21 protein-coding genes are annotated in these 20,795 nt (G+C 54.0%); 13 read left to right on the top strand and 8 right to left on the bottom strand.

Annotated elements, in window-relative coordinates; genetic code table 11:
- Positions 1–91 precede the first annotated feature (91 nt).
- Positions 92–562, top strand: a complete 471-nt coding sequence (locus QFZ34_RS12560; RefSeq protein ID WP_115054470.1) for a low molecular weight protein-tyrosine-phosphatase — start codon at positions 92–94, stop codon at positions 560–562.
- Here QFZ34_RS12560 and thpR read toward each other — a convergent pair.
- Together thpR and QFZ34_RS12550 are read right to left on the bottom strand one after the other, a co-directional pair.
- Positions 514–1,110 carry an RNA 2',3'-cyclic phosphodiesterase gene (gene thpR, locus QFZ34_RS12555; RefSeq protein ID WP_115054469.1) on the bottom strand — a complete coding sequence of 199 codons (597 nt, stop codon included), beginning with the start codon at positions 1,108–1,110 and terminating at the stop codon, positions 514–516. The two genes, QFZ34_RS12560 and thpR, sit on opposite strands and share 49 nt — an antisense overlap.
- A gap of 113 nt (positions 1,111–1,223) precedes the next feature.
- On the bottom strand, positions 1,224–1,913 hold the full coding sequence (locus QFZ34_RS12550; protein ID WP_307281405.1) for an arylesterase: 690 nt from the start codon (positions 1,911–1,913) through the stop codon (positions 1,224–1,226).
- Positions 1,914–1,982: 69 nt separating this feature from the next.
- On the opposite strand from QFZ34_RS12550, the gene QFZ34_RS12545 reads away from it, so the two are divergent.
- From QFZ34_RS12545 to QFZ34_RS12530, 4 genes are all read left to right on the top strand, one after another.
- Positions 1,983–2,687: an ABC transporter ATP-binding protein gene (locus QFZ34_RS12545; RefSeq protein ID WP_115054467.1), complete on the top strand. Its 705-nt coding sequence runs from the start codon at positions 1,983–1,985 to the stop codon at positions 2,685–2,687.
- Complete coding sequence (locus QFZ34_RS12540) at positions 2,684–5,248, top strand: ABC transporter permease (RefSeq protein ID WP_307281399.1); 2,565 nt, start codon at positions 2,684–2,686, stop codon at positions 5,246–5,248. The genes QFZ34_RS12545 and QFZ34_RS12540 overlap by 4 nt, the downstream gene beginning before the upstream one ends.
- Before the next feature lie 192 nt (positions 5,249–5,440).
- Positions 5,441–6,217: a Bax inhibitor-1/YccA family protein gene (locus tag QFZ34_RS12535; RefSeq protein ID WP_307281396.1), complete on the top strand. Its 777-nt coding sequence runs from the start codon at positions 5,441–5,443 to the stop codon at positions 6,215–6,217.
- 156 nt (positions 6,218–6,373) lie between these two features.
- On the top strand, positions 6,374–6,922 hold the full coding sequence (locus QFZ34_RS12530) for a GNAT family N-acetyltransferase (RefSeq protein WP_307281393.1): 549 nt from the start codon (positions 6,374–6,376) through the stop codon (positions 6,920–6,922).
- Between the two features lie 43 nt (positions 6,923–6,965).
- Here the strand turns inward: QFZ34_RS12530 and QFZ34_RS12525 are convergent, their stop codons facing one another.
- Genes QFZ34_RS12525 through QFZ34_RS12510 form a run of 4 tightly spaced genes read right to left on the bottom strand, consistent with a single transcriptional unit; the run spans position 6,966 to position 10,802 of the window.
- Positions 6,966–7,763 (bottom strand): ABC transporter ATP-binding protein, encoded by a 798-nt coding sequence (locus QFZ34_RS12525; RefSeq protein ID WP_307281390.1) that lies wholly within the window; start codon positions 7,761–7,763, stop codon positions 6,966–6,968.
- 8 nt (positions 7,764–7,771) lie between these two features.
- The gene (locus QFZ34_RS12520; protein WP_307281388.1) at positions 7,772–8,806 is read right to left on the bottom strand and encodes a FecCD family ABC transporter permease; all 1,035 of its coding nucleotides are present in this window, start codon (positions 8,804–8,806) and stop codon (positions 7,772–7,774) included.
- Position 8,807: 1 nt separating this feature from the next.
- Positions 8,808–9,785 carry a FecCD family ABC transporter permease gene (locus QFZ34_RS12515; RefSeq protein ID WP_307281385.1) on the bottom strand — a complete coding sequence of 326 codons (978 nt, stop codon included), beginning with the start codon at positions 9,783–9,785 and terminating at the stop codon, positions 8,808–8,810.
- A gap of 51 nt (positions 9,786–9,836) precedes the next feature.
- Positions 9,837–10,802: an ABC transporter substrate-binding protein gene (locus QFZ34_RS12510; protein ID WP_307281381.1), complete on the bottom strand. Its 966-nt coding sequence runs from the start codon at positions 10,800–10,802 to the stop codon at positions 9,837–9,839.
- A 338-nt stretch (positions 10,803–11,140) separates the two neighbouring features.
- Here QFZ34_RS12510 and QFZ34_RS12505 point away from each other — a divergent pair, with 338 nt between their 5' ends.
- The 8 genes from QFZ34_RS12505 (at position 11,141) to QFZ34_RS12470 (ending at position 19,031) form a co-directional block, all read left to right on the top strand.
- Positions 11,141–12,562, top strand: a complete 1,422-nt coding sequence (locus QFZ34_RS12505; protein ID WP_307281378.1) for an ABC transporter substrate-binding protein — start codon at positions 11,141–11,143, stop codon at positions 12,560–12,562.
- A gap of 201 nt (positions 12,563–12,763) precedes the next feature.
- A complete protein-coding gene (locus tag QFZ34_RS12500; RefSeq protein WP_307281377.1) occupies positions 12,764–13,717 on the top strand; it encodes an ABC transporter permease in 954 nt (317 codons plus the stop codon).
- Positions 13,680–14,552: an ABC transporter permease gene (locus QFZ34_RS12495; protein ID WP_307281375.1), complete on the top strand. Its 873-nt coding sequence runs from the start codon at positions 13,680–13,682 to the stop codon at positions 14,550–14,552. The genes QFZ34_RS12500 and QFZ34_RS12495 overlap by 38 nt, the downstream gene beginning before the upstream one ends.
- Positions 14,552–15,394 carry an ATP-binding cassette domain-containing protein gene (locus QFZ34_RS12490; RefSeq protein ID WP_307281371.1) on the top strand — a complete coding sequence of 281 codons (843 nt, stop codon included), beginning with the start codon at positions 14,552–14,554 and terminating at the stop codon, positions 15,392–15,394. Before QFZ34_RS12495 ends, QFZ34_RS12490 begins: the two co-directional genes overlap by 1 nt.
- Positions 15,394–15,720 (top strand): ATP-binding cassette domain-containing protein, encoded by a 327-nt coding sequence (locus QFZ34_RS12485; protein WP_307281368.1) that lies wholly within the window; start codon positions 15,394–15,396, stop codon positions 15,718–15,720. The genes QFZ34_RS12490 and QFZ34_RS12485 overlap by 1 nt, the downstream gene beginning before the upstream one ends.
- A gap of 59 nt (positions 15,721–15,779) precedes the next feature.
- Complete coding sequence (locus tag QFZ34_RS12480; RefSeq protein WP_307281365.1) at positions 15,780–16,544, top strand: type III PLP-dependent enzyme domain-containing protein; 765 nt, start codon at positions 15,780–15,782, stop codon at positions 16,542–16,544.
- Positions 16,541–17,608 carry a PLP-dependent cysteine synthase family protein gene (locus tag QFZ34_RS12475; protein ID WP_307281363.1) on the top strand — a complete coding sequence of 356 codons (1,068 nt, stop codon included), beginning with the start codon at positions 16,541–16,543 and terminating at the stop codon, positions 17,606–17,608. The genes QFZ34_RS12480 and QFZ34_RS12475 overlap by 4 nt, the downstream gene beginning before the upstream one ends.
- Before the next feature lie 4 nt (positions 17,609–17,612).
- Positions 17,613–19,031, top strand: a complete 1,419-nt coding sequence (locus QFZ34_RS12470; RefSeq protein WP_307281360.1) for an MATE family efflux transporter — start codon at positions 17,613–17,615, stop codon at positions 19,029–19,031.
- Between the two features lie 87 nt (positions 19,032–19,118).
- On the opposite strand, the gene QFZ34_RS12465 is transcribed toward QFZ34_RS12470, so the two are convergent.
- Positions 19,119–19,490 (bottom strand): DUF2794 domain-containing protein, encoded by a 372-nt coding sequence (locus QFZ34_RS12465; protein WP_115054455.1) that lies wholly within the window; start codon positions 19,488–19,490, stop codon positions 19,119–19,121.
- A gap of 379 nt (positions 19,491–19,869) precedes the next feature.
- Positions 19,870–20,724, bottom strand: a complete 855-nt coding sequence (locus tag QFZ34_RS12460; RefSeq protein WP_307281356.1) for a DUF1223 domain-containing protein — start codon at positions 20,722–20,724, stop codon at positions 19,870–19,872.
- Between the last annotated feature and the right edge of the window lie 71 nt (positions 20,725–20,795).

The raw sequence follows: 20,795 nt of genomic DNA, 5'->3' as shown, positions 1-20,795 counted from the left end.
GTAGGGGGCGGTGCAAGAGTTTTGCTCACAATGATGTGAATTCTTTGGTAAGTGGGATCGTCAACGCTATCTTGCCTATTATGGTGCCGAAATGAAAACTTTGCCGCTTCGTTCCGTTCTTTTTGTTTGCCTTGGCAATATTTGCCGGTCGCCCTTGGCAGAAGGCGTATTCCGAGCCGTGTTGGAAGCAGAAGGCAAAGCCGGAGGAGCGTTGATCGATTCTGCCGGAACCAATGGCTATCACACCGGCGAAGCGCCGGATGCGAGATCGATCAAAATAGCGCGTCGTTATGGTATCGATATTTCCAACCAACAATGCAGGCAGCTGGTGGCCGATGATTTTCATCGCTTTGACCTGATTGTCGGCATGGACAGAATGAACATGGCTGCCATTGAAAAGCGCCGTCCTGCCGGTGCATCCGCGCAAACAGGACTATTTTATGGGGTTGCCCTCGGCGATGCCAAGCAAATTCCCGACCCTTATTACGGCACAGATTCTGATTTCGAAGCGATCTACCGGATGATCCTTGCGGCCTCAAAAGGCCTTTCCGCAAGGTTCTGATAGGACGACCGGCGCGACTCCAGAGGCCAGGCCTCCTCGACGATATAAGGCCCGCCACCGACTGAATCGCGTGATGACATCAGCACAAAACGCCCGACAGGAAAGGGTGCCGTGGAGAAATTGCCCCGTGAAGAGAGATAATGGGCTATTTCCTCGTTGCGGACATTGCGTAGCCGGGCCAGCGAAACATGTGGCGTAAACTTCCGAGGATCGGGAGCAAGCATAAGTCTTTGGCAGATACGCTCTATCTCAGCTTGCAGTGCCTGAATATCGGGCGAGGGCGCTACAGAAGCAACCACGCTGTGCGGCTTCTTGGAACCAAAGGCGTTAACGCCTGAAAGACGGAGAGTAAATTCAGGACGTCGAATGCGGTCAAGAGCGTTTGCCACTTCGTCGGCAACGTGACCTTCGACATCCCCGATGAAACGCAATGTGATGTGATAGTTTTCGACATCGATCCATCGGGCTCCCGGAAGCCCGCCGCGCAACAACGACAGCGAGAGTGCGGCGTCGCGCGGAATTTCGAGGGCAGTAAAGAGACGCGGCATAAGGCATCCTCCCCGAATCGAGTTGTGCACCTAGAGAATCATTGAACCCGTCCGGGGGCAAGCCATAAGTTCATATTCTTGCCCTGCGCGACAAATTGGTCACGGTATGTGTTCTACTGCGATATGTTGGAATTTGTGGCTTTGTTAGACGACGATGTATCGTCGGCGATGGTTTTTTCGATGACCGGCAAAAACCCTTCCACCATCTTAGCGACGCCTTGCGTATTTGGATGCATACCGTCTTCAAGTTGCAATGATTTCTGCGCGGCCACGCCTTCCATGAAGAAGGGATAGAGCGGGACGTCGTATTTCTGCGCCAATCTGGGGAAGATCGCGTTGAATTTGTCCTCGTAATCACCGCCCATATTCGGTGGCGCAAGCATTCCGGCCAAAATGACCTGAACTTTGCGCTTTTGCAGCTTTTCGATGATTTCCGCGAGGTTTTTTTCACTTATTTCCGGTGAAATGCCACGCAATGCGTCATTGGCGCCAAATTCAAGAATAACCAGGCCCGTGCCTTCCGGTACAGACCAGTCCAACCTGCTCACCGCGTCAGTTGTTGTCTCACCCGCCACGCCTGCATTTGCGACTGTGACGTTTATCCCCTTGTCCTTCAACGCCTTTTCCAGCTGGGCTGGAAACGAGTCCTGAACGGGTAATTCAAATCCCGACATCAGGCTGTCACCGAAGCCCACAACCGACAGCGGTTGTCCGGACACGGTATTTTGATTGGCCAAAGCCGAAACAGGCAAGGCAACAAGACTTAGAAAAACAACAATTCTTATCAACGGTTTGAATATCATTTCGGGACACCCATATCAGATCAGCTGCGTTGCATGTTGTGTGGACCATATCGCAAAGGAAGTCTTTTCGTGACGAAATCCGTTATCAAGCTCGATCACATTGAGTTGACACTTGGCACAGGCGCTTCGGCCGTGCATGTCCTCAAGGGTATTTCCCTCGATATTGATACGGGTCAATCCGTTGGGATTGTCGGTCCCTCAGGTTCCGGAAAATCCACGCTTTTGATGGTTTTGGCAGGACTTGAACATGTGGATTCCGGCTCGGTTCAAATATCAGGCACGAGGCTTGAAACGTTAAGCGAGGATGCCACTGCAGCTTTTCGCGGCCAGAATATCGGCATTGTGTTTCAGTCATTTCATCTCATTCCGAACATGACAGCATTGGAAAATGTGGCCGTTCCCTTGGAGTTGGCCGGAAATTCCGATGCTTTTGCCATTGCAGAACGCATGCTTGCGGCCGTGGGTCTGGCAGATCGCGTCACCCATTACCCGGGCGAACTTTCAGGCGGTGAACAACAGCGCGTGGCTATTGCCAGAGCCCTTGCACCGTCGCCCAAGATACTGATTGCCGATGAGCCAACCGGAAACCTTGATACGGCGACAGGGCGACAAATCGCCGATCTCCTTTTTGAAAAACAGCGCGAACTGGGAATCACCTTGGTCCTTGTCACACATGACACCAGCTTGGCCGGTCGCTGCGACCGGGAAATTCGTGTGCGCTCGGGCCTGATCGAGTCGGATGAAGGCGCGCCGGCCTTGGCAAAAACCGCATGAGCAATTCGTCGTTTGGTTCGGGTCCAACATTGAAACTGGCTCTGCGATTTGCGCTGCGTGAAATGCGCGGCGGTCTTTCGGGATTCTATATATTTCTCGCCTGCATTGCGCTCGGTGTCGCCGCGATCGGCGGCGTCAACTCGGTGGCCAATTCGGTAACTTCGGGAATTTCCACCCAGGGCCAAAGCATTCTTGGCGGCGATATCCGCTTCCAGCTTAACCAGCGCGAAGTCACGGCAGAAGAGCGCGCCTTCCTTGAAAGCAAGGGCAAGTTGGCCGTGAGTGCCAATATGCGCTCCATGGCACGGCTTCCCGATGGCAGCGATCAATCATTGGTGGAGGTCAAGGCCGTCGATGGTTCTTATCCTTTGAATGGAAAACTCGAAACAACGCCAAAGCTTGATCACGGGGCGCTGTTTGATGAAAAAGAAGGCGCCTATGGTGCCGCGGTAGCTGAGATATTTCTGGAGCGTCTGCACTTGAAGCTTGGCGACCGCATTCTCCTCGGCTCGGCAAGTTTTGAGGTTCGTTCGGTTATTGTGAATGAGCCGGATGCACTTTCGGACGGCTTTGGTTTTGCACCACGCTTCATGGTGTCGCTTGAAGGACTCGGTGCCGCCGGACTTGTTCAGCCCGGCAGTCTCGTCGATCACAATTATAAAATTTCTCTTCCGGCAGCCTTCAGCGAGGAGACCATCACACGCATACGCGACGAAGCGCAGGAAAAGTTTCCGCAAGCTGGTTGGACAATTCGCAGCCGCACCAATGCTGCGCCATCGCTTAGCGCCAATATTGAACGCTTCTCACAGTTCCTGACGTTGGTCGGATTGACGGCGCTTGTCGTTGGCGGTGTTGGTGTCGCCAATGCCGTCCGTTCCTATCTTGACGGCAAGCGCGGCGTTATCGCTACCTTCAAATCACTCGGCGCGCCGGGTTGGTTTGTTATTGCGGTCTATCTCTTTCAAATCGTCATTCTGGCCATTGTCGGCATTCTTGTAGGTTTGATTGCAGCTGCGGCCATTCCCTATCTTGCAGCCTACGCACTTCAAAACGTCCTCCCCATTGCGGGAGCAGGCGGTTTTTATCCCGGTGCATTGCTCTGGGCTGCCCTGTTCGGTCTTTTAACGACGCTAGCCTTTGCAATCCTACCTTTAGGGCGGGCGCGCGACGTTCCGGCGACTGCCTTATTCCGCGAGCAGGGTTTCGATCAGCGCGGCTGGCCAAAACCCACTTACATCGGCATTGCCGTCGCGCTGATGGGAGCGCTTTGCCTCCTGGCGATCTATTTCGCTTATGACCGGCGCATTGCTATTGTATTCGTGGGCGCCGTTGCCGTTTCATTCATTATCCTGCGTGCCGTTTCCAGCCTAGTTCAATGGCTTGCGCGTCGTGCGCCCCGTGTCTCCTCGACAGCACTCCGTCTTGCTATCGGCAATATTCATCGGCCCGGCGCCTTGACACCCTCCGTGGTTTTGTCGCTCGGCCTCGGTCTGACCCTGCTTGTTTCCCTAGCCTTGATTGATGGTAGCCTCAGGCAGCAATTGGCGGGCAATCTGCCGGAAAAGGCTCCGAATTTCTTCTTCGTGGATATTCAAAGCAGGGAAATAGATCAGTTCAAGGATCTGCTGCAAAAATCAGCGCCCAATGGAAAGATTGTAAGCGCGCCTATGCTGCGCGGCCGTATCGTTGCTTTCAACGGCACGGACATTACCAAGATGACTATTTCACCAGAGGGCGCATGGGTGCTGCGTGGTGACAGAGGCATTACTTACGCGAAGAACGTACCGGAAAATTCAACCTTGACTGAAGGCAGCTGGTGGCCAGCCGACTATACGGGCGAACCATTGGTGTCCTTTTCAGCAGAAGAGGGCCGCAATCTCGGCCTAAAGCTTGGTGATACAGTCACCGTTAACGTGCTCGGCCGCAACATGACGGCGCGAATTGCCAACTTCCGCGAAGTGCAATGGGAATCACTTGCAATCAACTTCGTCATGGTTTTCTCGCCTAACACCTTTGCAGGCGCCCCACATGCATGGTTGGCAACGCTGTCAGATCCCGCCGCGACCACTGCACAGGAAGCCAATGTGATGCGGGAGGTAACCAGCGTTTATCCTGCCGTCACGTCAGTTCGCGTCAAGGATGCCATCACCATTGCCAATGAACTGGTGGGGCAATTGGCAGTGGCCATTCGAGCCGCCGCGTCCGTTGCCTTGATCGCGTCGATACTGGTCTTGGGCGGCGCATTGGCGGCAGGGAACCGGGCACGTATTCACGATGCTGTGGTGCTGAAAACACTTGGGGCGACGCGGCGTACGCTCATCAAGGCCTTTACGCTGGAATATGTGCTGCTTGGGCTGTCGACGGCGGTGTTCGCGCTGCTGGCCGGAGGTTTGGCAGCTTGGTACGTGATCGTCAGGGTCATGTCCCTGCCAGCTTCATTCCAGCCGGAAGTTGCGGTCATGACTGTTGCAGTAGCCCTGATTCTGACAGTGGGATTCGGCCTTGCAGGAACATGGCGCATATTGGGACAAAAGGCTGCGCCGGTGCTCAGAAATCTCTGAAATGATTAAAATCATGTAATATTTGACCATTTGAGCCCTATTTTGCGATTGCGCACGCAATCTTGAGTAAAACAGGACTTGTTATGGGGCGGGTTAATCACCATAATTCTTTTCAAGGCATGCTGGGGTCCCGCCAGCGGAGCCTGGGGATAGTCCCCGACACAAGGGCGGGACGAAGCAATGAGGAAAACCATGGCTGACTATCGCAACATCCAGGCCCAGAATACGGCCGGAGTGCGTGTGGACGCGGGGATCGATCAAGGTCTGCGCAGCTACATGCTGAAGGTCTATAATCTTATGGCGATCGGTCTCGCAGTGACCGGTCTTGCCGCCCTCGCAATCGTTTATATGACGACGACAAATGATCCGTCGCTTGCGGCTGCTACTTTGCCAAATGGCAAGATGCTGACCAGCTTCGGTGTTACGTTCTACGTATCGCCGCTGAAGTGGGTCGTCATGCTCGCGCCGCTGGCTGCAGTGTTCTTCCTGAGCTTCCGCATTAACTCGATGAGCGTTGCCGCAGCCCAGACGACCTTCTGGGTCTATGCCGCGCTCGTTGGCGCGTCGCTCTCGTCAATCTTCCTGGTCTATACTTCAGGAAGCATTGTGCAGACGTTCTTCGTCACAGCGGCGTCGTTTGGCGCGCTTTCGCTCTATGGCTACACAACCAAGCGTGATCTTTCCGGTTTCGGCTCGTTCCTGTTCATGGGCGTAATCGGCATCCTGCTCGCTTCGGTGGTCAATATCTTCCTTCAGTCAAGCGCATTGCAGTTCGCTATTTCAGCGATTGGCGTGCTGGTGTTTGCAGGTCTTACCGCCTACGACACACAGCAGATCAAGGAAATGTACTATGAAGGCGACGATTCGGACTCCTATGGCCGCAAGGCAATCATGGGTGCACTTCGCCTCTATCTCGACTTCGTCAATATGTTCATGTTCCTGCTGCAGTTCCTGGGCAACCGCGAATAGTTTTGCGCAGGCAGTGATACTGAAAAGGGCAGCCGCAAGCTGCCCTTTTTTATGCCTTGAATATAGGTTTTTGATCCCGTTTGGGGTGTCAGCACCTTTAAGTCTGCACCAAATAGGTGCATGAAAGCTGTCAGTAATTATTCATCAAGCGAAGCCATGTCTGACATTCATATCCGCCCCGCGCAGCCTGCCGATCTCGAAACCATCACTGAAATCTACCGCGATGCCGTCCTTCACGGCACAGCTACTTACGAGATCGACGCGCCCGATCTTCAGGAAATGACGAAAAGGTTTCATTCGCTTGTTTCAGATGGCTTTCCCTATGTGGTGGCCGAGCAGGGCGGTAAGGTTATTGGTTATGCCTATGCCAGCTATTTCAGGTCACGCCCTGCCTATTGGTGGACAGTAGAAGACTCGATCTACATCGCGCCGGAAGCCAAAGGAAAGGGCTTGGGGAAAATCCTCATCCAGAGACTGATTGATGACTGCACTGCCTTGGGGTTCCGTCAGTTTATCGCGGTTATCGGCGACGGTCACGAAGGCTCTGCATCCGTAAAGCTTCATACCAAGGCAGGCTTCCGGCATTGCGGCAAGATAGAAGCCTCTGGCTTCAAGCATGGTCGCTGGCTGGATACGGTTTTGATGCAGCTTGATATGAATGGCGGGGCAGCAACGCTTCCAGATCAGCCACCGCTAAAGGCTTAAGGTTCTGCTTGGATAGAATCGTTCTGCCCGCTACAGAAGAGCTCTAAATCCTGGCGCCTGGCATTCGGGCAAGCTCAATATCAAAGTGCGGACGGCTCTCCGGCGTGATGCGGACAAAGTTGCCTTTAACCCGGAATACTTTTTCGATCAGGCCACTTTCGGCAAGGGCATTGGGCTCGCCATCGAATAGCAACTGACCTTTTTCCAGCAGCGAAATTCGGTCGCTGACGGAGATGGCCTGATTGATGTCATGAATGGCCATGATAATTGTCACGCCCCTTTCGCGGCTAAGACGATGAACCAGATTGAGGACTTCCACTTGAAAACCGATATCGAGAAACGATGTCGGTTCATCCAGCAGCAGGATCTGGGCCTCTTGTGCCAGCGCCGCTGATATCCAGGCGCGCTGCCGCTCGCCTCCTGAAAGCTCGAGCAGGCTTCGGTCAGCAAGAGCGGTCAGCCCTGTGCTTTCCAACGCCCATTCGATGGCCAGTTCATCATGGCTGTTGTAGCTGCGAAACAAGCCTACATGCGGATAGCGGCCCTGCCTGACGAGCTGTTCAACAGTCATCTCGTCGGGAGCCGAAGGTTGTTGCGGCAGGAAAGCCATCTGTTTGGCAATAGTTCGTCGCGACATTAGTTTGGCGGGTTTGCCGTTGATTTCAACGCGACCTTCCCGCGGCACGATCAAACCTGAGAGTGCCTGCAATGCAGTGCTCTTACCCGAGCCGTTGGGCCCGATGAGCGCCCGAACCTCTCCGGCCTTCAGGTCAATGTTGAAGCTGTTCAACGCTTTGCGCGATCCATAGAAAACCGACAATTGCGAGCAGGAGAGGGGCATTATGATCCTCAAGGTATCTTGCGAAGCAGGGCGATCAATACCGGCACCCCAAAGACCGCCGTGACCACCCCGATGGGGATTTCTTCGGCCTGCCCGAGGAGACGGCCAAGAAGATCGCCCAAGGTAACAATGAATGCGCCGAGAGCAACGGTAAAAGGCAGTACAAGCGCGAAACGTTTTCCTGCCAAAAAACGGGCAAGATGCGGAACGACAAGTCCCACAAAAATGATGGGGCCAACAGCACCCACGGCACTTGCCGCAAGCGCGCAAGACAACAGCAGAACAACCGACAATTGTTTGCGATAGGAGAGACCGAAGGATCGTGCAACCGGGGGATCGAACCGCAAAAGGTCTATGGAGCGCCGCAGGATCGGCAACACGGCGAGCCCTGCAACTGTAAAGGGCAAGAGGAAAAGCACATGATTCCAGCTGCGTGCGTAAAGACTGCCGGATAACCATTCCAGGAGGATTTCAATGCGCGCTGAACCCCATCCGGCAATCAATCCGATAGCGGCGGCGTGCAGGACGGCGCCGATTGCGATGCCGCACAAAGTGATCCTGAGCGGTCCCAGATCGAGCCTGAAGGCGAGGAGATAAATGATGCCACCCGCCATGATGCCGCCGACAGTGCCAATAGCTGGTAGCCATGCGACCGGCAGTACCGCGAGCGTATTGGAGCCGGGATCGTAAATATAGACGGCAAACAAAAGGAAAATTGTGACGGCCAGCGTTGCACCCTGCGAAATTCCCATGATCGAGGGATCGGCGAGTGGATTTCGGGTGATGGTTTGCAACAAGAGTCCAGCGACGGCGAAATGAATACCTGCAAGTATTCCAGTAACAATACGCGGTAGCCGGATATCCAGAATGATTGATTTGGCTTGGTCAGAACCATGGCCCGCCATGACCGCTGCTACATCGGTCGTTGGAAGATCCGCAACGCCCAAGAACACCGCGGCCAAAAATACCAGCACCATTAATGCGAGCAAAGCGAATAATGGTGCAATGAGAGATGGGCGTTGGACCGGGGCGGACATTGTCATGTCAATGACCGCCTTTCAGCGAAAAACTTTGCGTTTGGACGAGATAGACAAAGAATGGGCCACCCAGCAATGCGGTGATAATTCCCACCGGAAGTTCGCGCGGCAGGGCAATGCTGCGGGCAATCACATCGGCAGTTACAACCATCAAGGCACCAATGGCGGTTGTCAAGGCAATTGACCATAGGGTGCTCTGCGGCTTGAGCAGTCGAGCAATATGGGGCGAGACAAGACCAACGAAAGCAACTGGCCCCGCGACCGGCGCGACACCGGCTACGGGCATAACAGCAAGCACAAGGAGTATCGGTTTCCACAAATTCATATTCAGGCCCATGCCGATGGATGCATGCTCGCTGAGTGCCAGCATGCCGATGACACGCTGGCAGGCAAAAGCGCCGACCACGGCAACGGCAACCCAAGGTGTCATGTACAGAAGCTGCGGCCATGATCTTCCCTGAAAACCGCCGGATAACCAGAAAAGGAGGGAAGGTGTTTGCGGTCCGCTGAGCAGCAGAACATAGGTGGTTATTGCTCCCAGAAAAAGTGAAACGCTGATGCCGCCAAGAGCAAGATGCAGCGGACGGCCCCTTCCGCCACGCGATATCCAAAGTGTCACCGAGGCAGCAGTCAGACCGCCAGCCAACCCGACAAATGGATGATAGACCGACGAAATCCACGGTAGAAATACAAAGCAGAATACGATGGGTGCTACGGCGCCCGATGCGACGCCGGTAATATCCGGACCAGCCAGAGGGTTGCGCGTTAGCGCCTGCAACAGATAGCCCGACACTGCCAACCCCGCGCCTGCCACAAGGGCCGAAAGGCTCCGGGGCAAGCGCAGTGTCCAAACAAGGATTGATTCAATCTTGCCATCGGGCGATACGAGAACCGATAGAACCTTGGACAATCCTAGCGGTTTGGAGCCGACGAGCAGGCCGGCAACCACAACCAGCAGGCCTGTTGCCACAATAAGGGCGGTCATAGTTGCTGATCGCCCCATCCCCGTTTTTTGCCGCTGCGCCAAGAAGTATAACTACTGAATGTCTGAAGGTATCAGCTTAGCGGCTTCCGCTCTGACATCGACCTTCGGGAAGGTGTCCGGATAAAGATAGTGCGCTGCTTCACGCAAAACGATTTCGCGGGCGATTGGACCGTTGGTTTCTACCCAATGATCGGCCACATAAAAAACGCGGCCATTCTTGACTGCAGAAAGCTGCTGCCAGATCGGGTTATTCTCGTGGGGGCGGTCGGGGCCAGAATCGTAGACAAAAATGACCTCGGGGTCTTTTTCCAGCATAGCCTCAAGACTGAGCTCTACCCCAAACGGTCCGCCGGGACGCATTGAACCTGCGATATTGTCACCGCCAAGAGCCGCCACAATCGAGGCCGTCGTATTCTCGGTATGGAAAGACCACGGGGTATCTCCAGCCCACATGATCTGAAAACGCGGATGCACATTTTTCGGCGCTTTGGCACTGTATTCGGCAAGGTGCTGGGAGAATGCCACATTCAGTTCATCGCCACGCTCGGGCTTGCCGAGTATCTTTGCAAGTTGGGAGATCTCGCGATCGCTTTCGCTCAAAAGCTCCATATTGTAAGCCACATAAGGCGCGATCTTCTGCAACTGTTCGGCATTGCCGATAGTGTAGCGGCGCATGGCAACGATAATGTCGGGTTTGGCTTCCGACAGCAATTCCAGATTTGGTTTGGCCCGCTGGCCGATTTGTTTGATCTGCTTTGTCATGCCCAGAAGAAAATCGGGGTCGCGACCGGCCGCCATGTAGGTGGTCGCCACTGGTTTGATGCCAAGCGCGAACGCAACATCCGTCGCGAAATAAGAAATGGCGGCTATGCGCTTGGGTTCAACCGGCACTTGGACCGTCGTTCCCCGCTCATCAACGATGGATTGCGTCTTTGTGCTGTCAGCCGTAGCGGACCCCACTGTCAAAATACCAATCAAACCAATTGTACAAAGTGACTTAAGCCCATTGCCAAGCATAATAAGACCTTCTTGATTATGTGTAATAATATATCATCTAACATATAAATTGACTAAAACAATCATATTATCATACGGCTATCATCCGTATGCGGTGCTGTCAATAACAGCGCGCCGATCGCATCTACCGAGATCTAAAAACCGGAAAATTTCACGCCATAAAAAAACAGCTTGTGAGAAGATACGTTATGTTATTAAGTATCGATTTGCGTGAATTGAGTTTGGAAATTTTTCTCCACGCCGCGCCGATTAATTTTGCAGTTTGTATTAAAAGGATTGATTTTTTAATGACCTCTTTAATGAACGTCAGGTGCTTGCTCGCTACTGCAATTACAAGCATGATTTTGGTTATTCCGCCTGCCTTGGCGGAAACATCGTCCCCTTCGGTCAACACCGTTATCATCATCGATGGAGATATGCTGGGCCGGTACAATCCAATCACTGGTCACGGCCGCAACGGCGACTCGCATATCTATCAAGGTCTTTATCGGATTGAGACAGGCCTTTTCAACAAGCAACCTGCCCTTACGCCAATCCTTGCTTCCGGTCCCAGTGTCCCAAGCGACAATAATCGCGTCTGGACGGTACCACTTCGCTCCGGTGTGCGTTTTTCCGACGGCACGACGTTTGGTCCCGAGGATGTCGTGGCCACCTTCAAGGCCCTGCTTGATCCTCGTTCCGCATCGTCGGAAATCTCTGCGTGGGACGAAGTGGAAAAGGTCGAGGCGGAGGGTAGCGCAGTTAAGTTTACACTCAAGGAACCCTTGGCGGAGTTTGGTCGCCGCTTGCTCAATTCAATCGCCCCTTCCGAAGCGTTCGATTTCGTCAATCTTGGTAAAGCGGAAAACTCTTCGCTTAATGACAAGCCTATTGGCACGGGTCCATATGTGCTGACCGAACTTCGGCCTGACCAAGCTATCATGAGTGCGCGTGCCGATTATTGGGACAGCAAGCCACAGGTCGACAAGATCATCATCCGCCACACGGCCGATGAAAATGCCCGCGCTCAGCAACTGCGCGCCGGTGAGGGTGATGGCAGTATGCTGGCTGCCGAGCTGGCGCAAACATTTCAGGCTCCTGAGTTTGAAGTAATTTCCGTTCCTACTGCCGATTGGCGAGGCCTTACGCTCCCGGCTGGCGATCCGGTTGCCGGTGACGATGCGGTGCGCCTTGCTGTTAATCTCGCAGTGGATCGTGAGAGCATGGTCAAGCATGTGCTGAAAGGGCATGGCGTTGCGAATTCCACCTTTTTGGCTTCGTTTTATGGTGACAGCTATGACCCGGGTCAAGAGTTTCCATATGATCCCGAACAGGCAAAGAAAATTCTCGACAATGCGGGGTGGGTCGTGGGGCCGGATGGCGTGCGCGCTCGGAACGGTCTGCGTGCAGCATTCGACGTTATCTATTTCCCCAATCGTGATCGTGCGCGCAAGGATCTAAGTCTTGCTGCCGCCAGTGATCTTAAGAAAATTGGCATTGAGCTCAATCTGGTAGCGCAGGACTCCAAGTCAGTAACTGCGGAAGTCTACGCCCGCACCCCAGTCATGCTGGGCGGCGGCGGCATACCTTACTCGATTGATGGCCAGATTTATCATATTCTGCACTCAAAATATGCCAACCCGGAGTGGGAGCGAAATGGGACAATGGTTCTGATTACATCAATCCGACCGTCGATCGCTTGCTGGATGAAGCGCGCGTTCAACAAGATTCCGATAAGCGGGTCGATTTATACCGGCAGATACAGCAGCAATATCGATTGAAGCCTGCCATGCTGCAACTGGCCTATCTCAATCATGTTTATGTGAAGCGGCAGCAAGGTTTCACAAGGGATGCTGCGATTCTGGAGCCTCATACCCATGGAGTGGGGTTTGGCCCATGGTATGCGATCGAAAATTGGCAGAGGCAATAGTGTGGGTATGTTGCATGAAAGGTGGCGCCGTCGGCGCCACGATATTCTTGTCATGGTTGCCAGACGCTTCGGATTTTTGATCCCACTTCTCGTCCTCGTCACCATTGGTGTCTTTGCGCTTGCGGCGGTGAGTCCTTATGATCCTCTTGATGCCTATATGGACGGCCGTGCCGGAGAGCTCAGCATTGCGCAACAGGCAAAACTCGTCACAGAATTGCGTCTGGATGCTCCCTGGTATCTGACATGGTGGGAGTGGATAAGCAGCCTGTGTCGCGGAGAACTCGGCATATCCCGATCGTACTATCAGCCGGTTGCGCAGGTTCTTCGGGACCGATTGCCATGGACCCTTCTATTGGGCGTAACAGGATTGATGATCAGTGTGGTTGTATCGCTCCTGTTGGGCGCCATTGCCGGCTTTCGACCGCAAAGCCTGATCAGTCGCTCGATCGGTGTTCTGACGATCATATTGCAGGCAATCCCTCCATTTGTCCTTGCGCTTTCCGCACTTGGTCTTTTTGCTTTGTCACTGCATTGGGCGCCGACTGGAGGGCTGACATATCCGGGGCAGCCAATAGACTTTGCATCGACAGTGAGCCACCTTCTGCTTCCAGGCCTGGTTTTGGGCGTAACTCAAATACCATGGCTGGTTTTAAGCCTGAAGGATTCTATTGCCGAAGTGTTGACCTCTGATGCGGTGCGGGGCGCGCGTGTTCGCGGCATCCCGTACCCGATGATTCTGCGCCGACACGTCCTGCCAACTGCATTGCCACCTTTCATAGCGCTGGTGGGCGCGCGGCTACCGGAGCTTGTTGTCGGTTCTGTTCTCGTTGAAACAATTTTCGCCTGGCCGGGCTTGGGAAGCGCGCTCGTCAGAAGCGCGCAATCTCTGGACTTTCCTCTGCTGACCTTTCTCACGCTTGCCATAACAATGCTGGTGCTGATCGGAAATCTGCTGGCGGATGTGATCTATGTCGTTCTCGATCCGCGCGTGGACGCCGATGCTTGAGGTCTCCTGGAATCGACGATTTTTGCCCTCTCCAGCCGTATCAATAGCCTGGGCTGTACTTATGCTGATCGGCGGCTATGCGTTTATTGTGCCTTGGGTAACCAATGTTGATCCCCTATCGGCTGACTTTGCGCGCAGCGGGCTTGCGCCTGGTGCAGGTGGTCTTTTCGGCACGGACTCTGCTGGCCATGATCTATTTATCAGAGTGGCGGCCGGGCTGCGAATATCGTTGACGATTGCGCTGACGACGGCCGTCGGATCGAGCCTGTTTGGCATGCTGCTTGGAATTCTTGCGGGTATGACGGGCGGCTGGGTCGACCGAACCATTACGCGCCTTATGGATGGAATGAACGCGTTGCCACATGTTTTGCTCGGGGTGATCATCGTGTCCCTATTCCGAGGCTCACTGCTGGCAATTGTTGCCTCTCTTGTTCTAACGCATTGGATTCAGATTGCGCGCATCGTGAGAGCGCAGATATTGGGACTTCGACATGCCGAATATGTCGAGGCGGCATGGCTTTCAGGGATGAGTCGCTGGCAGATCATTTGGTACCATCTTGTGCCTGCATCACTTGGTCAAAGCATGATCGGACTCGTACTCCTCATACCGCATGCAATCTGGCATGAATCGACCTTGTCGTTCCTTGGGATTGGACTCCCCGTGCACAAAGCATCGCTCGGTACGCTCCTTGCTGATGCGCAAGGGGCTTTGCTGCTTGGGCAATGGTGGCTGCTTGTATTTCCAAGCCTGTTTTTAATCGCGGTTACCTTGTCTATCGGGATTGTGGGTACGAACCTCACGGGCCGCATGAATGGCGTGCGGGGTTCTATTTGATGACTATAATTATAGACGATCTCACCATCCGGCTGCCACTTTTGAACGGCGGTGTCGTACATGCGGTTACACGGGTCAGTCTTACGCTGGAGCGGGGCCGCATTCATGCGGTGGTGGGCGAATCCGGTTGCGGAAAATCAATGATTGCGCAAGCTCTTACAGGGATGTTGCCACGCTCGGCCAAGGTCACAGGCAATATTACTTATGATGGGCAGAGCATTTTTGGGCGGGAACGTGAACTGGCGGGCCGCAATATTGCGCTTATACCACAATCGGCAGCCACCTTCCTGACGCCGGTGCGCACCGTGGGATCGCAGCTCACTGAGACTGTCACTGTCCTTGGCGGCCCGCTTACGCCTAGCGAGCTGATGAGCCATGTTGATCTCAGCCCCACCGCGCTCAGCCTCTATCCGCATGAACTGTCCGGCGGAATGGCCCAGCGCGCCGCGGTTGCCTTCGCGTTGGCGGGAAATCCGCAAGTAATCATTGCTGACGAGCCGACGGCTTCTCTGGATCCCGATCTTACGGTGGGCCTCTTGCGCCTTTTACGCGGGACAGCAGATGCGGGCGCTGCCGTGATCCTCATCACGCATGATATAGCGGAGCTCATCGATAGCGGTGCTGCTGACACTGTAAGCGTCATGTATGCTTCCCGAATGGTAGAGAGCGGGCAAGCACGCGATATATTGGCTGGCGGAGCAAAGGAGCGTTACACCCGCGACCTGCTTGCCGCATTACCCCGCAATGGATTGCACATGATGCCGGGCGTGCCACCCGTGCTTACTGATTTGCCCGAAACCTATAATTACGCGGCACGGCTTTCAGCCGCCGGAGCGCTGTGATGGCTTGCTTGAAAGCAGAGAATGTAATTGTTGAATTCGGGCGTTCCCAGTCTGGTCCCGTCCGGATTCTCGACAAGGTTTGCCTCACTGTTCATGCCGGGTCGATATTGGGTTTGACCGGGCCATCCGGGACAGGAAAAACAACCCTCGGGCGGGTGATGGCGGGCCTTATCCAACCATCATACGGACTGGTCACTTGTGATGGTTTTAGCGTCGGAAATGTCCGTGGCCGCTCCGGCCGAACGGTGCAGGGCAGAATAGGCATGATGTTCCAGTCTCCCCGCCGTTGCTGCCTCCCCATGCGCCCAATAGTCGTTTTGGGCTGAACCAGGCAGACCTGGATACTGCGCTGAAGCGTTGCGCCGAATCCCGTGAATACGTCATCATGAATGGCTATTCTTTCCACCTTGATGGCTATGCGGTCGCTCCGCGTGCTGAATTGGCATTGGCGCTCATTGATCGCTGCCTTGAAGCGCGCAAGCAAGGGTTTCCCAGTGCCGCTATCTCAATTGGCGGCGGCTTTGCCTGTCATTATATCGATGAGCAGGACTGGCATTCCTTTCTTGAAGCAATGGACCCGTCACAGTTTCACGCCGGGAAGACCTTTAACCACTTTTATCCATACTACCAGTCGCCAACCGGCGCCGCGATGCTGGATGCCGTACTCCAATCACCCGCCACGACTGGCACTTTGGCTTCGCGCCTCGCTGATGCGCAAATTCAGCTCTATCTGGAACCTGGAAGAGCTCTGCTGGATGGGGCGGGGATGACCGTCTTTCCGGTGCAGGGATATAAACAGAACGACAAACACGGGATCGTTACGGTTGCAGGGATCAGCATGAGCTTGTCCGAGCAATGGAAGAACAGTGAGTTTCTGCCTGCACCATTTCTTGTTCAACACGGAGAGGCTCGGCCACAGAACCCCGTCAGCGCGGCGATCGGTGGATCGAGCTGTATGGAATATGACGTCCTGACGTGGCGGAAAATCAATTTCCCTGCGCCACCTCGTTATGGCGACCACATCATCTACCCCAATACTGCCGGCTATCAGATGGATAAAAATGAAAGCGAGTTTCACCAACTTGCCTTGCCCCCCAAGATCGTCGTGACCGAGGACAATGAGCGTTTTACGTGGAGGATTGACCGATGAATGTGTATAGCAATCCTTCCTTTGAACGTATTAAAACCAAATCTTCCGAGCTGATTGGCGACACACCATTATTGGAGCTGTCGCGCACCGGTTCGGGCAGCCGGCTGCTGCTGAAATTGCAACAGTTTAATCCAACCGGCTCATGTAAAGTGCGGATGGCCCGGGAGATGATTCTTGCGGCCGAGCGCGATGGCAAGCTCAAACCAGGAGGACATATTGTTGAACCAACCTCGGGCAATACAGGAACCGGGCTTGCATTGATCGCTCTTGAGCGTGGTTATAAATTTACGGCCGTTGTGGATAATCATGCCTCGCGCGACAAACTGCGGGTCATGCAAGCGATGGGCGCCGAGCTTGTATTCGTGGAAAGCAATACCGAGGGTCCGAGCACGGTTGCCAGACGCCGTGTAGCTGGCGAGATTGTAAAGGCTACCGGCGCTTTCTGGCCGGATCAGCACTACAATCCGAGCAATAATGAAGGCTATGCCGGGCTAGCCATGGAACTGCTTCGGGATGTTGGAACAGATATCGACTATCTGGTTGGCGCGGTGGGAACAGGGGGAACACTGTGTGGAACGGTCAAAGAACTGCATCGTCTCGGTTCTCATGTGACAAGCATTGGCGTGGAGCCTGCCGGATCGATTATTTTCGGCGGAGCCCCGGGCAAATACTGGCAGACCGGGGCCGGAGCGCCGGCCGGTTTTACGGTTGGACCCAATGTCGAGCACGAACTGATCGATGAGGGTCTTACAGTAAAAGATATTGATGCATTCACGGCGGCACGTGTGGTGGCGCGCAGGACCGGCCTTCTCGTTGGCGGCACTGCAGGCGCTGCCATCCACGTTGCTCTCAAACGTTTGGCGCTCGTGGAGCCAAAGAGCATTATGGTCGTCCTGGTTTGTGACGCCGGAGAAAAATATCTCGACAGCGTTTTCAATGATGATTGGCTTAACGAGCGGCAGCTTCTGGACAAACCGGCGCATCGTCGCCTTGACCAGCTTTTTGACGCCTATATTGAATCGATAAGGTTGGCATCAGTGCCTCCGACGACGTTGTGGGCCTAAAGCGATGCCGATAAATTTCAGACAGTATAAAGAAATTCTGGATTTGGCTGCGCCCATTGCAGGTATCCAGTTTGCCCAGGTTGCCCTGACAAGCACCGATCTGCTGATGATGGGTTTCATCAGTGTTCAGGCCGTTGCAGCCGGGGGCCTTTCGCTGCTGCTTTATAACCAGCTGCGTACCATGTGCGTTGGTATGGTGACGGGGGTGGGCAATCTCATTGCTGCTTCGGTCGGACGCAGCGAGAAACGTACCGGAACATCTGCAATTGACGACGTCGCGACTGACGAAATACGCGACCTGCTGTGTGCCTCAATGTTGATTGCAACAATTGCGGCGACGATTGCCGGCGTCATATTGGTGATTTTCAGCCAAATCCTGACTTTCCTTGGCCAAGCGACTGCGGTGGCAACTTTGGCCAAGCCGATCATGCTGACCTTGGCCCCGGGCTTGCTGCCAATGCTGTGGCTAAACGTGTTGCGGCAGTTCGCGGTCGGCATGCGCCGCGCCGGTTCCTTATTGACCGTTACGATAATATCCATAGCCGTCAATGCTGGCCTGAACCTGATCTTCATCTATGGTTGGCTCGGGATACCTCCGCTTGGATTGGCTGGAATTGGCCTTGCCACCACCCTGGTTCAGGCATGGACATTTCTGGTCTATCTCAGAACCGTCCGGCGTGATGATGCGCTCAGGCCTCTGCTTGCGCTCGATGGATGGCGGGCACGCCCGGCAACATTGGCGATCATTACCCGGATGGGCCTGCCGATTACGCTGACATATGGTTCGGAAGCAGCGATCACTTCGATAGCAACGGTCTTCATGGGAACCTTCGGGCCATTAGCATTGGCGGCTTCCAATATCGTCAATCAACTTGCCTATATTGTTTACCAGCTTAATATTGGCCTCTCGCAAGGTTCATCAATTCTTGTGAGCAGGACGGTCAGCAAGGGGCAAGCAGATCAGGTCAGCGCTATTGCACGACGAACGTTCGCGATCAGCTTCAGTGCAATGGCAATTATCGGCCTTGTCTATGTGTTCCTGCCTGAAATAGTTTTGCTTCCATTTCTCGGTGGCCGGGCCGATCCATCCCTGTTCGGGGCGGCAGCCACATTATTATGGTTCGCCATTGCGCATCAATTCTTCAAAGGCTCACAGAATATCTGTGTCGGCTTGTTACGTGGGCTTGGAAAAACGAAGGTGGCCCTGTTCAATACACTTGTGGGCTACTGGCTTATCGGCATTCCCGCGATGGTGTTGTGCGCATACGGGCTCGGATGGGGCAGCTATGGCATCTGGTTCGGGTTGTGCCTTGGCTTTGGCAGTACAAGCATTCTGTTATGGTGGCGCTTTATTGCTGAGCTTAACACCGCCCGGCTGGCCATTTCTAAAAATCAGCAAGCTTTCCAGATAATATCGGGCTGATGCGCTTCAGAAAGATAAAGCCATGCGTGGGCAATGTTTCAAAGATCGCGCTTGGCAGATTTGGCATGCGCTATTGAGCGGCCTGTTCTAGCTGCGTACGATGCTCAGCGTCTTGTCAAAAATGCGCAAGACCCTGTCGAGTTCGTGCCCGCGTTTAAGAATAAGGCCGCTTGCGGCGATAACGCTATAGGCACCCTGTTTGCGTGACAGTTTCGGGTTCTTTTCAATGCGGAACATCGGGACTTCGCTGGTGCGCCGGAAAACCGAAAAGATTGCTCTGTCGGAAAGATGGTCAATGGCATAATCCCGCCATTCGCCAGCGGACACCATAAACCCATAAACACGCAAAATTTGATTGAGTTCGCGCCGGTCGAAGGTAATCGGCAAATCATTATTTCGAACGAGGGGGATGAGTTTCGCCTGGCGCTGCGAATCGTCGCCACCTGCATTGCTTTCCATCAATCAACCGCCTTTGAATTTGTCGTGTGACACCTGGATGACAATAAGGTGACCCCATCTGGACAATTTTACAAGCTTGCAATTTTCTTGCTGCGCAAATTTTGTGAAAACAGTGCCTTCGTTTCCGCACCTCACGAACCAATACGGGGTGAAGCCAATGGTGATGATGCGACACATTCTCGCCATCTTCCTTACGCATTGCCGCCGAAATTCAAACCGAACATCCAGCTGTGTTGCCAGAGATGGTTTGATCAGGGCAGTTCGATTACCCAAGCCCCCCGCCCAAGCGGATTGTTCAGATCAGATCAATAATCTCAGTATATTTGGCAACATGCCCCAATAGCTCAGGCCGGATTTATCCGGCCTGTTTTTGTTTCAGCTATTTGGACGCCATGATTGACGCACCGATGATTGGCCCGGGCTTGCCGTCGCCAAGCATCTCTTGCAACAGCACCGCGCAACCTGAGGCCTTCTTGCTGGCAAGCTCACTCATTGGGATCTCGATCTTTTGAGCATTGCCATCCCACATGCCCACGGTTTCCATGGCACGAACGCTATTGGCATAACTCACCATACGTCCGGTATTTTCGCCGCCGGGGATAGAGACGATGCTCTCGCGATTGAAATATGCAAGGACGACACGGACAGGATTAGCCGTAACCGATCCCGAGCCTATATCAATAAGAAGCCGGTTTTTTGCAGCTTTCTCAATGGAAACCGACACTGTCAGCCCCATGGGTGTATTGCGCATATCGGCAATGCGGCGGCGAATCTTCGTTTCGTCCTGCCCATTCATATGCTCGCGTCCATTGACGATGACCTGCGGCGTATAAACGCCATTGAGACTCAAGGCTTTGCGATATTCGTTCTGGCGTTCGGTGTTTTCGGGCAAAGCAAGATTGTCGGTCCAGCCCCGATAGTCCCAGTAGTCGACATGGAAAGCCAGCGCCACAACCTTTCCTTCCCCCGCCAGTTCTTTGAGAATAGCATCGGCAGGGGGACATGAACCGCAACCTTGCGACGTATAAAGCTCGACGACGCCTTCCGGCTTGGTTCCCGCATCTTCTGCGCAGACCGGAACCACATAAGCAATCGCTGCCAAAACGGGCAGGCCGATCGCCAAGAGTTTTGAAGTGGTGCGCGTAAGCAAGATTGCGGGGCTTTCTTCGTGAAATTTATAAATCTTATCTGTCAGATTGGTTGCCAGAAGATTGATAGGAGTCCGTTCATTCAAGGGGAAGTCACTTTGAGGTGAATTCGATCACGAATGCTGTACCATTCAACGATGAAGGGCCGCCGATCGCC

Origin of the sequence: Phyllobacterium ifriqiyense (genome assembly GCF_030817885.1) — a bacterium.
GTDB classification, from domain to species: domain Bacteria; phylum Pseudomonadota; class Alphaproteobacteria; order Rhizobiales; family Rhizobiaceae; genus Phyllobacterium; species Phyllobacterium ifriqiyense.
Note: the sequence above shows the minus strand (reverse complement) of the source record. Positions and strands in the feature narration are given on the sequence as shown.